Source organism: [Erwinia] mediterraneensis (genome assembly GCF_900604315.1).
GTDB lineage: Bacteria > Pseudomonadota > Gammaproteobacteria > Enterobacterales > Enterobacteriaceae > Pantoea > Pantoea mediterraneensis_A.
This window is the reverse complement of record NZ_LR026978.1, coordinates 48,730-63,749: the sequence shown is the minus strand read 5'-3', so window position 1 is coordinate 63,749 and position 15,020 is coordinate 48,730. Positions and strand designations below refer to the sequence as shown.

Here is a 15,020-nt window from a genome sequence, read left to right as displayed (position 1 = left end):
GGATTTTTTCTTTTTGAGGTGGATAGCTGTTCATGAAAAAAATAGTCCTGGTGATTAAGGATGCATACTCTTACGCGGGTACCGAGAACATCTGTAATTTTATGTCGGAATGTCTCGGTGAAGAGCACGATGTCACCATCTATTCCCTGGAGGGAAGTGGAAAAACCTTTTATCCCTTTACGCAGGTTAAAGAGATTGTTAGCTTCGCCGGACACCGCAACCCGATTAAAAGTATTGTTAACCGCGTCCATGCGGAGGATTTCGATGCCGTTTTCCTGATCAGCATGGGCCGCCTGAGCGTGATGTACGCCTTCTGGAGCCTGCTCTCCATGAAAAAGAAGCACGGCAAAGCCTATGCCTGCGAACATATCGCTATCAACTCCTTCAGTAAACCCATTAAATTCCTCAAGTATCTGCTGCTGCGCTATTACGACCGGGTGATTGTCCTGACCGATAAAGATCATCAGGTCTTCAGCCGGTGGCGCATCCCCAGCCAGCAAATCCCCAACCCGGTGGTGTACAAAGCCTTTAAACGTCACAGCCGCAGCCGTCAGGCGCTGGCGGTGGGGCGCCTTGACTATCAGAAAGGGTTCGATTTGTTGCTCGATATCTGGCGCGATTTTGTGAAAGCCCATGCCGACTGGACGCTGGTGATTGCCGGTGACGGCGAGCTACGTCAGGCGCTGGAGGAACAGGCGCAGACGCTGGGCATCCGTGACAGCGTGAATTTTGCTGGCCGGGTAAGCAACATTAATGACTATTACCGGGAAAGCGATATGGCGCTGATGACGTCGCGCTATGAAGGCTTGCCGCTGGTACTGCTGGAAGCAAAATCCTGGTCGCTGCCGGTGGTCGCTTATGATTGCCCGACCGGCCCACAGGAAATTATCAACCATGAACAAGATGGTTTTCTGGTGCCGATGAACGACAAAGCCACTTTCCTTGCCCGTATGGATCAACTGGCAAGCGACGACCGGTTGTTTTACGCCATGAGCGAGAAAACCGAAGATACCGCCCTGAAGTTTGACGGTAAGCAAATTAAGCAGAGCTGGCTGGCCCTGGTTTAAGACCAGATAAAAAACAGGACGCCCGCCAGCGGTGATCTGCCTCAGGGAATTTATTTTTGGCCCACACACGGCCTGTTGACTACGGGAATTGATGCATGAAAAGAAGAGAAGTCTTGCAAACGGCAGCCTCCTCCATTGTTGCCGCCCTGTCCGTGAGCACCTTTTCCAGCTTCGCCGCAAAAAGCGACGAACCTTCACTGAAGAAAGTCTCCCCGTCGGCGGTGCCAACAGGCAACGTGCCTGTGCTGACGCCAGAAAATATCTACGCCATGCCGCCCAAATTCTGGCAGAACTTTGAAGGCAAACTATGGATTGGCAAAGCGGGCAGTGATCCCACTAAAGCGGGCAACCAGATTCCACTCTTTCTGCGCGACGCAGCAGGCAAGGTGTCGCAGATTGAACAGCCGGTTGCGCTGAATAAAGGCAGCTTTGCGCGCTTTATTCATGATAATGCGGCCTTGATCGCCGATCCGGCACACTCAATGGCGGTGTATGACAACCACGGCAAGCAGCTTTTCTATATTCCCGATGTGACCCGTCCCAACAGCAGCGATTTTAACCAGCGCCTGGCACAGCCTGGCGGCTATCAGCTGATAGGCGAAACGCCGTCGGTGGAAGAGCTGCGTCAAACCCGTCCGCTGTTTGAAGGCGCCAAGATCAAGCTGAAAAGCTGGCATGAAGGGCTGGAAGTGGGCGGCGGCGAGTTTATCGGCAGCTTCAGCACGCAACAGGATGATGGCGGCGTGATTTTCAGCGGCGACGGATTTCACTGGCGGCGCGTGGTCGATGACTATAACCGTCTGACGCTGTTTGATTTTGGTGCCATTGCCGACGGCAAAACAGACAGCGCGCCCGCCATCAAGGCGATGTATCGCTGGTCGCAGGAGACGAATCAGCAGATTTGCGTACAGTTTCCGGCGGGCACCTTCTTTGTGTCGGAATGCGATTTTGGCGATGAGGAGCGTCGCTTCTTCCGCATTTCCGGCGCGATGGTGAACTTTGGCTATTTTCCGGCCACCACGCTGGTTTCTGATGGCCGCTCGCCGTTCCTGTTCCAGATTAACGCCCGCTGGGTAGAGATCTCTAACCTGATCTTTAATGGCCGGGTGGATAAAAAGCCCAATCGTCAGGGCCTGTTTCACAACACCTGCGTGGGCGGCCAGTTTTTCCGCGGCGCCTGTCTGCGTTTTACACGGGTTGGCGGCACGGCCATCAGTCTGCAGGATACCCTGGACTGTAAAATCGACCAGTGGTACGCCTCACGCTGTACTGGTGACGTTATCCGCTCCGGCTGGTCCAACTCGCCGAAAGGTAAGTGGGACCATAGCACCGCGATTGAGCTTTCCAACTTTAATGCCCAGTACTGCAGCGGCGGTATGGTGCTGAATCTGCCGCGTTGCGGTCAGTCGATTATTCATAACGGCTGGATTGAACATACCGAGAATCCGGGCGATCTCTCAAACGGTCAGTGGATTATTGACGCCCTGAGCCTGGAAGATTGTAAAAACCCGCTGATTGCCCATAACTCGCGCCTGAATATGCGCCAGACCAACCTGCAGTCGGGCAGCTGGATTGATAACTCGCGTCAGGGGGAAATGCTGCTCAGCGCCTGGGAGCAGGGTTCAACGCGCGTGGAATCTTACGGCATCGCGACCGACGGTAGCCTGAAATATAACTACATCACTTCCCGTTTCCGCATCGTCAACAATACCAATCAGGAGATCTGGTATGAACTGGGCAGACTCTACTCGCCGGAAGTCGGCGATTCCTGGGAAGTAGAGATTTTTGGTCAGGCAAGTTTCAGCAATGGCAGCGACAATCAGCCGCTGATGGATGTTATCAAGGGCAAAGCGACCGGCGGGCGCGCCGTGATCCATGTACAGCGTAAAACGGGCCAGGCGGAAGCGAGCTGGTCGGCAGAGGGCTCCAGCCCGATTGTGGATGTGCGCTACGTGACAGAGCATGACACTGATGCCCGCCTGTTTGTCAAACTGGCAGGCTGGATGCCTTCCGCCGTGGTGCTGATGAAAACCACGGCAAAAGATCGCTTCGCGACCGGCCGCTGCGCGCGCTTTGACAGCAAGATGCAGCCGGGCAATCCGCCCGCTGGCGACAACACCCACCGTGCGCCGCAGCGCTTCAGCCTGCATAACGGCAAAGCGGGGGTTGGCGGCAATGAACAGGGCGATCTGCTGCTGGCCTCGCGCAAGCTCACTGCGGACGAGGTCGATACCAGCCAGCCACAGGGGTTCGTTTCGGTGGTGATTAATGGTCAGCCGTGCGCCATTCCCTGGTTTGCTCTGAAATCCTGACTGAGTTTATTGCGCCTTATCTGCCGCAAACAGGGACGCGGCTTGAAACGGAACGGATAGCCTTTTTGGGCCGTAAGACCCTTTGATCGATTTGCAATCAGAGTTCACTTTGCCAGGTCGGGAAATGTTGGCCTGTAAAATTACAAAAAATTTTTTGGAGTCTTTATGAAGATTTTATTAGTGGGTAACCATACGTGCGGGAACCGCGGGGATGGCGCGATTCTCCGGGGGTTGATTGACTCACTCAAGTTAGCGCGCAGTGATTTGGACATTGATGTTATCAGCCGTTATCCAACCAGCTCAGGTTATTTACTTCAGCAGGATATCAAACAGGACACGCTCTATTTGCACAACCGCAAATCGGCGAAGGGCCTGGTGGGCACCCTGAAACGCAAAGTCGCCAATCGCCTGATGCCAAAAATCATGATGGCGCATCTGGGCAAAGGTGGTATCTGGAAAAGTTTTGCGGTTCCGCCACACCTGCAGCAGTTTACGAAAAGTCTGGAAAAGTATGATGCCATTATTCAGGTCGGTGGCTCGTTTTTTGTCGATCTGTATGGCGTTACTCAGTTTGAACATGCGCTCTGTGCGCTGCTGGCAAAGAAACCGCTGCATATGATTGGTCACAGCGTCGGTCCGTTCCAGAATGCACGTTTTAACGAACTGGCGAACTTTGTGTTTTCCCGGGTTGATAGCCTGGTATTACGCGAAGCGGTCAGCCATGATTTGATGAAGAAAGATGGCATTACCACCAGCAAGGTGAAATCAGGTGCCGATACCGCCTTTCTGGTACGGGCCCGTGAGATAGAAAACCCGGGGCATAATCTGCAGCACTGGCAAAAGATCATCGGGCAGCGCAAAACCATCGCGATTACCGTGCGCGAACTGGCACCCTTCGATAAACGCCTTGGGGTGACGCAGCGGGAATATGAGGCGGCTTTTGGACGCGTTATCAATGCGATGATCGCCGAAGGGTATCAGGTGGTGGCTTTCTCTACCTGTACCGGTATCGACAGCTATGCCAAAGATGACCGGATGGTGGCCCTGACGCTGATGGATCATGTGGATCAGCCTGAGCACTATCACGTCATTATGGACGAGTTCAATGACCTTGAACTGGGCATCCTGTTAAGCGATTGTCATCTGACGATTGGCACGCGTCTGCACTCTGCCATCATTTCTATGAACTTTGGTACGCCTGCTGTTGCCATTAACTATGAGCACAAGTCGCTGGGCGTGATGAACCAGCTGGGTCTGCCGCAAATGGCCACTGATGTGAAAAGCCTGATGGATGGCTCGCTGATCGGCAAAGTCCAGACTATTCTCGCAGACTATGACAACATCAGGCGGCAGGTTAACGAGGCCGTGGAGAAGGAAAGGGACGTCGGTAATAAGATCACTGAAGATATTCTCAAAGTATTAGGGTGATGGAATGAAACTGACCTTTTTCACCATGCGTTTCCCGGTCGCCTCAGAGACATTCGTCCTGAATCAGGTGATCTATTTTATCGATGCCGGATATGACGTTGAGATCATCTCTGTTTTTCCTGGTGATATGGTGAACCGTCACGCCGCCTTCGATGAGTATGGTCTTGAGCAAAAAACGCATTATCTGCTGCCGGATGAGAAAGTTTCCGCCCTGGAGAAACTGAACCAGCGTCTGAAGCTGGTGCTGCCCCGGGTGGCTAAGCCTGCGCTGCTGCGTTCGCTCAATGTGCGACGTTACGGCGCACAGGCCAGCAAGCTGTTGCTGCCCTCTATTGTGGCGAACGCCAGCGAGACCTATACCGCCGATGTGTTTCTGGTGCACTTTGGCTATGCCGGGGCGCTGGCCAATAAGCTGCGCGAACTGGGGGTGCTGGAGGGCAAGCAGGCGACCGTGTTCCACGGGGCCGATATCTCCCGTCGCCACATTCTCGAAGAGCACAAGCTCGATTATGTCAATCTGTTTGAGCAGAGCGAACTGATGCTGCCTATCAGTCATCTGTGGGAAAACAAACTGATTGAGATGGGGTGCCCGCCGGAAAAAATTCATGTGACACGCATGGGCATTGAGCCGGAGAAGTTCAACTTTATCCCGCGCCAGGGGTTTCACACGCCGCTGCGCATTGTCTCTGTGGCGCGTCTGACCGAGAAAAAAGGGCTGGACGTAGCGGTACAGGCGAGCGAAATCCTGCAGGCGCGCGGTGGTCACTTCGAATATACCATCATCGGCAACGGCGACCAGGAAGAGGCGCTGCGGGCGCACATTGCCCGCGCCGGTCTGGAGGAGAGGGTGAAGATGCCCGGCTTTAAGCCGCAGGATGAGATTCGTCAGGCACTTAATGAGGCAGACATTTTCCTGCTTCCCTCCAAAACCGCTGCGGATGGCGATATGGAAGGCATCCCCGTGGCGCTGATGGAAGCGATGGCGGTTGGCCTGCCGGTGGTGTCGACCGTGCACAGCGGTATTCCTGAACTGATCGAGCATAATGTTTCCGGCTGGCTGGTGCCGGAAAATGATGCCGAAGCGCTGGCGGATACGCTGTTGAAACTGTCGCAGAATGAAATTGATGTCGCGCCGGTGGTGGTGGCTGCACGCCATAAGGTGGAGACGGAGTTTAATCAGCATATCGCTTACCGCGAGCTGGCACAGATTCTGGAGCAACTGGCGTGAGTGGATTTAAATCGCAGGCGATGTGGTTATTTGGCAGTACCTGTTTTTCCGCACTGCTCCAGGTATTACAGCTCAGCGTGCTGGCGCGTCGCCTGGAAGCACATGAACTGGGCCTGCTGGCGATCATCAACGCCGTGCTGGCAGTGGCAACGGTGCTGCAGGACATGGGGATGAGCAGCTATCTGGTGCACCGTCAGCAGATTACCCGGCGCGAACAGAGCACCATCTACTGGGTAAACGTCTCGCTCAGCCTGTTGGCCGGGCTGGTTGTGCTCGCCATCGCCTGGCCGGTCGCCTGGTTCTACCATCTGCCGGAGCTGATGGGGCTGCTGATGCTCTCCAGCCTTAACTTCCTGGTGCTGGGCCACCTTTCGCAGTATCAGGCGCACTTTATCAAAACCAAACGCATGGTGTTGCTGGCTAAAATTGAGATGGCCACCAGGCTGTTTGCCTTTCTCTGCACCGTCGCGCTGCTCTGGTACACCCCGCTTACCGTGGCGGCGGCGATTCTCGGCCTCTTTATCAACGCCTTTACCCGCATTCTTTGCATGATTGCGCTGGGTGAAAAGTCCTGGCGTCCCACCTGGGAGTTCGACAAGCAGACCTTCTTCGGCGCGGTGCGTTACGGCATTTATCAGCTGGGCTCGCAGACCATTAACCAGCTGCGTACCCAGGCGGATGCGCTGATTGTGGGTAAAGTAATGGGTGCCGAGATGCTGGGTGTTTACTCACTGGCGAAAGAGCTGATTCTGCAGCCGCTGAAGCTGGTCTCCCCGGTGATTAACCGTCTGGCACTGCCGCGCTTTGCCGAGAAGCAACATGAGCCGGAGCAGCTGCAGAAGCTGTTCCTGAAAGGCACGCTGGCGATCATGATCTTCAGCAGCGTGATGTATCTGGCTATCGGCATTCTGTCGCCGGTGATTGTCCGCGTACTTTATGGCGCTTCCCATGAACAGGTCTATCACCTGATCCCGCTGATGCTGCTGTTTGGCATGCTGCGGCCAATGGGAGGACTCACCGGAGCCATTTCGCAGGCGAACGGCAAAACCAATGTGGAGTTCTACTGGAACGTCGTGGCCAGTCTGGTGGTGCTGGGCGTGCTGGCGACCACCTTTATCTGGCCGAATGTGCTCTACGTTGCCCTGACGCTCTCTATCTCGCAGGTGCTGATCTCGATTTTTGCTCACCCGTTCTTTATCAAGCCGGTGATCGGTATCCGCTTTATTCCCTATGCGCGTCAGTGGGTGTCGGTATCGATGCTGTTTGTGGCGGTGATCCTGCTGGTGAACCACTTCGACCTGTTCATCATGCCGCAATGGTTTGAGCGCTGGCTTTAATCCTTAATCATCAAATGCAACTCTTCGGGGTTGCATTTTTTTTGTTAATGGCTGGTCTTATTGCCTGCTGAATGTTTTATCGGCGCACTGAGAATATCTGTTTCTTTTGTCGGGCGTTTCCCTGGTTTTTAGCGGCCTGAACGCCTGCGGAAATGCCGATTTTCTATGGCGTGACAGGCAGTTACTGTTGGTTTTTCAGATTAAGATTATACTTGCTGTTCCGGCCGATCCTGCATAATCGACCCCATGTCTTCACTTCATTAAATGGATTAAATATGACCAAGCTTAAAGCAGTAATCCCGGTCGCGGGACTCGGTATGCATATGCTTCCTGCCACCAAAGCGATTCCGAAAGAGATGCTGCCGATCGTCGATAAACCGATGATTCAGTACATCGTTGACGAATGCGTTGCTGCCGGGATCAAGGAGATTGTACTGGTCACCCATGCCTCCAAGAATGCGGTGGAAAACCATTTCGATACTACCTATGAACTGGAAGCGCTGCTGGAACAGCGTGTGAAACGTCAGCTGCTGAGTGAAGTGCAGTCAATTTGTCCGCCGGGCGTGACCATCATGAACGTACGCCAGGCGCAGCCGCTGGGTCTGGGCCATTCCGTACTTTGCGCCCGCCCGATGGTAGGGGATAACCCTTTTGTTGTGGTTCTGCCCGATATCATCATGGATGATTCCACGGCTGACCATCTGCGTTACAACCTTGCCGCTATGGTGGCACGCTTCGAAGAGACCGGTCACAGCCAGGTGCTGGCAAAACATATGCCGCAGGCCGATCTCTCAGAATATTCAGTAATTACAACCGAACAACCATTGGATAATCCGGGCGATGTCAGTACTATTGTTTCCTTCGTCGAGAAGCCGGATGAGCCGCAGGCAATGAATTCCGACCTGGCTGCAGTGGGCCGCTACGTACTTTCAGCCGACATCTGGGGCGAGCTGGAACGTACTGAGCCGGGCGCATGGGGCCGTATTCAGTTAACAGATGCGATTGCCAAACTGAGCCAGAAGCAGCCGGTTGATGCCTGTCTGATGACGGGCGAGAGCTTTGACTGTGGTCGTAAGCTGGGCTATATGCAGGCGTTTGTCTCTTATGGTCTGCGTAACAACAGCCAGGGACGTGAGTTCCGCGAAGCTATTCAGAAAATTCTGGCGAAATAACTTTATTTTTCAGCGTCGCGCTGGCGGCGCAGCAGAAAGGAGTTCACATGGCAATTTTGGTAACGGGTGGGGCAGGGTACATCGGCTCGCATACGGTGCTGGCGCTGTTAGAGCGTGGCGACGATGTGGTCGTGCTGGACAACCTGTGTAATGCGTCACGCGAAGCCATTAACCGCGTGGAGAAGCTGGCCGGGAAAACGGCGACCTTTGTTGAAGGGGATATCCGCGATCGCGCCGTTTTACGCGATCTGTTTGCCAGCCATGCTATCTCAGCGGTTATTCATTTCGCGGCTCTCAAAGCAGTAGGGGAGTCCACGCGTATGCCGCTGGAGTATTACGAGAATAACGTTGCCGGTACTGTGGTGCTGCTGGAAGAGATGCGCAATGCCGGTGTCTGGAACTTTATTTTCAGCTCATCCGCCACGGTATATGGTGCCAATGCGCCAGTGCCTTATGTGGAAACCACGCCAATTGGCGGCACCACCAGCCCTTACGGCACGTCCAAACTGATGATTGAACTGGTGATGCAGGACTTTGCGAAGGCCGAGCCAAACTTCAGGGCGATTGCGCTGCGCTATTTCAACCCGGTAGGGGCACATGAGTCGGGCGAGATTGGCGAAGACCCGAGTGGCATCCCCAACAACTTGCTACCCTATATTGCACAGGTCGCGATTGGCCGTCTGGAGAAGCTGGGGGTGTTTGGCGATGATTACAATACGCCGGATGGCACTTGTCAGCGTGACTATATCCATGTGGTCGATCTTGCCGAGGGGCATCTGAAAGCGCTGGATCATCTGACGAAGGTAGAAGGCTACAAAGCCTATAACCTCGGCGCCGGCAAAGGTTACTCGGTGCTGGAGATGATCAAGGCGTTTGAAAAAGCGTCCGGTAAGGAAATTCCTTTTGAAATCAAACCGCGCCGCGATGGCGATTTGCCAGCGTTCTGGGCAGATGCCAGCCTGGCAGACAAGGAACTCGACTGGCGCGTAACGCGTGGCATTGATGAGATGATGCGAGATACGTGGAACTGGCAAAGCAAGAACCCGAACGGGTATCGCTGATCGGTGAAAGTTAAGTTTAAGTTAACAAACTCCCGCTTATGGGAGTTTTTTTATAGGTCAGCTATAACCTTGCTAAAATTTGAAATCATAAGGACATAATGCGTATCCGTAAATACCCCTGCATAATATGAATATCAAAAAACATAGATTATACTTGTGTTGTCGACTCTGACGGTTAAAATCTCCAATAGTGTTGATTTGTTGTAAACAAAAAGTGTCAGTAAAAGAATGCTAATGTATGATAGGCTCATAGAAGCTGCCGCTGGCATTGACTAAAACATAAGAGCCTTCTGGTAGCTACAGCCAGTGGCGGTAGCGTGTTCAAAAAGTAACTAATCTAGTACTATCTACTCATAAATTTAGCCATATTATAACGAAGTTAGCTATAGAAACGAGACCATGTTAATTAGGTATCAATATATCAATATGGGTAATAAAAAATTGTAGAACAATTTTTTTAATGTATAACTTTATTAGTAATTCTCCTTTAATTAGTAAATATTATAAAAAGTGAGCTAATTTATTAATTTATCTTTTAACGGATGCGGTGGAGTATAATAACATGGTTCTAACACAGTGCGGGTAAAACGTAGGCTGTAAATTAGCAATTAAAATTGCTTATGAGTTTTAGCGATAAATAAATACAATGATTCATCCTTATGGTCAAAAATATACAAAGAAAGAATGAAAGGCTTATTAAATGATAAATTCATGAGTAGGGGCATTATAAATAGAAACAAATAAAAATAAAATGATTTCTAAAAATGTGGAGTAGAAATTCTGTGCAATGCGGGAAAAAGTTAATAGTTGCTATAACGGCAAATACTAGTTGGTATATTTATAATTTCAGGAAAAATACTATTATAGCATTATTAAAGGAAGGATATGAGGTGATCGTATTTTCTCCTGAGGATGCTTACACTGACAAAATAAAAGCTTTAGGCTGTCATTTTAAAAACTTAGAAATTGACAGAGGTGGGAAAAACATCATAAAAGATGTTAAAGCCATATGGAATTTTTATATGTTTTATAAAAAAAATGAGATCGCAATTGCGCTCAATTTTACACCTAAAAATAATATATATAGTACAATTGCTGCAAGTTACAGTAATGTTAAAATCATTAACAACATAGCTGGCCTAGGAGCTGTTTTTGTTAAAAATAGTTTTTTAACTTTTATTTTAAAAAAACTTTATAAATTCAGCCAAAAAAAGGCAAGCTTTGTTTTCTTTCAAAATAAAGAAGATAAATTTTTATTTGACAAAGCCGGTATAAAAATATCTGAATTTGATATTTTGCCTGGCTCTGGAGTTGATTTAAAAAGGTTTACACCTTGCGAAGCTCCTGATAATGGAATTGTTGTGTTTGCTTTAATGGCTAGATTGCTGATCGAAAAAGGCATAATAGAATATGCCTTATCAGCTAGAGAGTTAAAAATTAAATATAAAGAAAAAGTCCGATTTTTACTGATTGGTTATATTGATGAAAAAACAAGGAGATCTATTACTAAAGAACAAATTAAATTATGGGTCGATGAAGGAAGTATTGAATATTTAGGTGGTACTGACAACATTGAACTAATAATAAAAAAAGTTGACTGTGTTGTACTTCCTTCATTTTATCGAGAAGGTGTACCAAAATCTCTTTTGGAAGCAGCGGCACTGGGTAAGCCTATTGTCACTACAAATAATGTGGGATGTAGAGAAACGGTAGATGACGGTTTGAGTGGGTATTTATGCGAACCAAAGTCAGTCACCGATCTCAAAGAAAAAATGGAGATGATTATTACTCATTCTCATCAAGAAAGGGTCACTATGGGCATGAATGGTCGGAAAAAAATGGAGAGCTGTTTTGATGAGAATATCGTAATTGATAAGTATTTGAAAGCAATAAAAAAATTATGTAATTAATCGAGTAATACCTTAAAAAACTTCACTTCATGATTATAAGTTTATTGTTCTTAATAACGGCAATAGAATTAATATAAAGAAATAAATACCTTGATATGCTCTTAGAAAGCAACTTATAAGTATCTAATCAATCATAACTTAAAATAAAGATTTTAACATTTATTCTTTTAAATATATAAAGGCGACTGAGCCTAACAAACACTAAAGAGGTTTAAATGAAAAAGGCGCTCATTACCGGAATCACTGGGCAAGACGGGTCATATCTTGCTGAATTTTTACTTGAAAAAGGTTATCAAGTGCATGGTATAGTCAGACGTTCATCATCCTTTAATACCCACCGAATTGATCATATTCATCAATCCGAAGATTATTCTTCTGGGAATTTCTTTCTTCATTATGGTGATTTGACTGACTCCTCAAATATAATGCGGCTAATAAAAGAAATTGAACCTGATGAAGTTTACAATTTGGGTGCTCAATCACACGTTGCTGTATCATTTGATTCTCCAGAATATACCGCTGATGTGGATGCTATAGGAACATTACGCCTTCTTGAAGCAATTCGAATTCTTGGTTTAGAAAATAAAACACGGTTTTATCAGGCATCGACTTCTGAACTTTACGGCCTTGTACAAGAAATACCACAAAAAGAAACAACGCCATTTTATCCTCGCTCTCCATATGCTGTGGCAAAATTATATGCTTATTGGATCACAGTTAATTATAGAGAAGCTTATGGCCTATATGCTTGTAATGGTATATTGTTCAATCATGAATCTCCTCGTCGAGGTGAAACATTTGTAACGCGTAAAATTACACGTGTATTAGCTAATATAACAGTAGGGTTAGAATCTTGTTTATATTTAGGAAATATGGATTCATTACGAGACTGGGGACATGCTAAGGATTACGTTCGTATGCAATGGTTAATGCTACAGCAAAGTCAACCAGAGGACTTTGTTATTGCAACAGGTAAACAAATCACAGTCAGAGATTTTGTAAGCATGTCAGCAGCAGAATTAGGAATAGAACTAGAATTTCAAGGGCAAGGTGTAAATGAGATAGGAATTATTAAGGCAATTAATAATAATGAATGCCATAATAATTTAAAAGTCGGGGATATCATAGTTAGAGTAAGTGAAAAATATTTCCGGCCTTCGGAAGTAGAAACTCTTTTAGGAGATCCTTCAAAAGCTAAAGAAAAGTTAGGTTGGGTTCCTGAAATTACTGTAAAAGAGATGTGCGCTGAAATGATAAAAAATGATTTAGAAAATGCTAAATCAATAGCTTTATTAAAAGAAAACAATTATAACATTTCTATATCCATCGAAAGTAAATAAAGAGAATAATATGAAAATTCTTCTTACTGGAGCTAACGGAATGGTTGGGAAAAATATTCTTAACCATGTGGAGGCCGAAAAATATTCATTCCTAACTCCATCAAGCCAAGAATTGAATCTGCTTGATAAATCTCTTGTTAATGCATTTATCATAGAACACAAACCTGAATTTATAATTCATGCTGCTGGCGTTGTCGGTGGAATTCAAGCCAACATCAACAATCCTGTAAAGTTTTTCGTTAATAATATGTTGATGGGAATTAATTTGATCACTACAGCTAGTGAAAATAATGTGAAATACCTCATGAATATGGGGAGTTCATGTATGTATCCGCGGAATATCCATCACGCATTGAGTGAAGAATTGATTCTTAAAGGCGAGCTTGAACCAACAAATGAAGGCTATGCACTAGCAAAAATTGCTGCAGCTCGACTCTGTGAATACTTATCGAGAGAAAATGCAGATCTTTTTTATAAAACAGTTATCCCTTGTAACCTATATGGTAAGTACGATAAATTTGATGAGAATAACTCTCATATGATTCCCGCCGTAATAAGGAAAATTGATATGGCGGTTAGACACAACCTTGACTCAGTCGCTATTTGGGGCGATGGAGAGGCCCGCCGTGAATTTATGTACGCTGAAGATTTAGCTGATTTCGTATTTTATGCTATTAAAAACTTTTACAAAATGCCACAAAATTTAAATGTTGGTATAGGCCACGATTATTCAATAAATGAATATTATAAAGCAATTGCTACGATTGTAGGCTTCAAGGGGTGTTTTAAGCATGACTTAACTAAGCCTGTAGGAATGAAACGAAAAGTTATTGATAGCAGATTATTGAGTGAGTTTGGATGGAAGTGCAATAATGATCTCTATCAAGGCATTGCCAAAACATATCAATATTTCTTAGATGAGATTATAAAATGATTACTTTCCCTTTAGCGAGCAGTACTTGGGATGAAAAAGAGATTGATGCCATCCACCGCGTTGTTGAGTCTAACATGTTTACGATGGGGGTTAATGTAGAAAATTATGAAAAAAAATTCTCTGAGTACTTTGGTTCAAAATATGCTGTGATGGTTAGCTCTGGCTCTGCCGCTAACTTATTGATGATAGCGGCATTATTTTTTACTAAAACAGCAAAGTTAAAACGTGGTGATGAAATTATTGTACCTGCTGTATCTTGGTCAACAACTTATTTTCCGCTTCAACAATATGGACTAAAGGTTAAGTTTGTTGATATAGATAGAAAAACATTAAATATTGATACGAAAAAACTTGAAGCAGCTATTACTAATGAAACAAAAGCTATCTTAGCAGTAAACTTACTTGGGAATCCTAACGATTTCACTGCTATTAATTCATTAATAAAAGATAGAAACATAATCTTATTGGAAGATAATTGCGAATCAATGGGGGCCGTATTTAAAGGTAAACAAGCAGGTACCTATGGGTTAATGGGAACCTTTAGTTCATTTTTTTCTCATCACATTGCAACAATGGAAGGTGGTTGTGTCATCACTGATGACGAAGAACTCTATCATATTTTATTATGCCTCAGAGCCCATGGATGGACGCGAAATCTTCCAGAGTTTAACCATGTTTCTGGACATAAAAACAGAGATCCCTTTGAAGAGTCATTCAAATTTGTTTTACCGGGTTATAACGTACGGCCTCTTGAAATGAGTGGAGCAATAGGTATTGAACAACTTAAAAAGCTGCCAAGTTTTATTAGCATAAGAAGAAAAAATGCTCAGCTTTTTCAACAGTTATTTAATGACAATGAACAAATTGATATTCAATACGAAATAGGTGAAAGTAGTTGGTTTGGCTTTGCGCTAATCTTAAAAGAAAATGCTACAATAACTCGTGGGCAATTAGTAAAAAAATTAGTCGATGCAGGGATTGAGTGCCGTCCTATCGTCACTGGGAACTTTTTAAAAAATGAAGGTGTGCTTAAATATTTCGATTATACAGTTTTTGGGGAAATGACAAATGCAGAATATATTGACAATAATGGATTGTTTGTTGGTAACCATCATATAGAACTTTCAAATGAGATTAATTATTTGCATTCTTTATTAAAATAACATCCTCAAACTGATAAGATACGTATTCAATGCGTATCTTATCAGACAGAAATAAACAATCCAAGATC

General features: G+C 46.5%; 11 protein-coding genes. All 11 read left to right on the top strand.

Features of this window, described 5'->3' with window-relative positions:
* The first annotated feature begins 32 nt into the window (after window positions 1–32).
* Window positions 33–1,067 (top strand): glycosyltransferase family 4 protein, encoded by a 1,035-nt coding sequence (locus tag E0E17_RS00290; RefSeq protein WP_130830747.1) that lies wholly within the window; start codon window positions 33–35, stop codon window positions 1,065–1,067.
* 95 nt (window positions 1,068–1,162) lie between these two features.
* Window positions 1,163–3,379: a phage tailspike protein gene (locus tag E0E17_RS00285; RefSeq protein WP_130830746.1), complete on the top strand. Its 2,217-nt coding sequence runs from the start codon at window positions 1,163–1,165 to the stop codon at window positions 3,377–3,379.
* Between the two features lie 165 nt (window positions 3,380–3,544).
* Window positions 3,545–4,807 carry a colanic acid biosynthesis pyruvyl transferase WcaK gene (gene wcaK, locus E0E17_RS00280; RefSeq protein WP_130830745.1) on the top strand — a complete coding sequence of 421 codons (1,263 nt, stop codon included), beginning with the start codon at window positions 3,545–3,547 and terminating at the stop codon, window positions 4,805–4,807.
* Between the two features lie 4 nt (window positions 4,808–4,811).
* Window positions 4,812–6,035, top strand: coding sequence for a glycosyltransferase (locus tag E0E17_RS00275; protein ID WP_130830744.1), 1,224 nt, complete (start codon window positions 4,812–4,814; stop codon window positions 6,033–6,035).
* The gene (locus tag E0E17_RS00270) at window positions 6,032–7,372 is read left to right on the top strand and encodes a lipopolysaccharide biosynthesis protein (RefSeq protein WP_130830743.1); all 1,341 of its coding nucleotides are present in this window, start codon (window positions 6,032–6,034) and stop codon (window positions 7,370–7,372) included. Before E0E17_RS00275 ends, E0E17_RS00270 begins: the two co-directional genes overlap by 4 nt.
* 275 nt (window positions 7,373–7,647) lie before the next feature.
* A complete protein-coding gene (galF, locus tag E0E17_RS00265; RefSeq protein ID WP_130830742.1) occupies window positions 7,648–8,544 on the top strand; it encodes a UTP--glucose-1-phosphate uridylyltransferase GalF in 897 nt (298 codons plus the stop codon).
* A 47-nt stretch (window positions 8,545–8,591) separates the two neighbouring features.
* Window positions 8,592–9,605: a UDP-glucose 4-epimerase GalE gene (gene galE, locus E0E17_RS00260; RefSeq protein WP_130830741.1), complete on the top strand. Its 1,014-nt coding sequence runs from the start codon at window positions 8,592–8,594 to the stop codon at window positions 9,603–9,605.
* A gap of 764 nt (window positions 9,606–10,369) precedes the next feature.
* Window positions 10,370–11,515: a glycosyltransferase family 4 protein gene (locus E0E17_RS00255; protein WP_130830740.1), complete on the top strand. Its 1,146-nt coding sequence runs from the start codon at window positions 10,370–10,372 to the stop codon at window positions 11,513–11,515.
* 215 nt (window positions 11,516–11,730) lie between these two features.
* A complete protein-coding gene (gene gmd, locus E0E17_RS00250; protein ID WP_130830739.1) occupies window positions 11,731–12,855 on the top strand; it encodes a GDP-mannose 4,6-dehydratase in 1,125 nt (374 codons plus the stop codon).
* A gap of 10 nt (window positions 12,856–12,865) precedes the next feature.
* Window positions 12,866–13,789 (top strand): NAD-dependent epimerase/dehydratase family protein, encoded by a 924-nt coding sequence (locus E0E17_RS00245; protein WP_130830738.1) that lies wholly within the window; start codon window positions 12,866–12,868, stop codon window positions 13,787–13,789.
* Window positions 13,786–14,952, top strand: coding sequence for a DegT/DnrJ/EryC1/StrS family aminotransferase (locus tag E0E17_RS00240; protein ID WP_130830737.1), 1,167 nt, complete (start codon window positions 13,786–13,788; stop codon window positions 14,950–14,952). The genes E0E17_RS00245 and E0E17_RS00240 overlap by 4 nt, the downstream gene beginning before the upstream one ends.
* Window positions 14,953–15,020 lie beyond the last annotated feature (68 nt).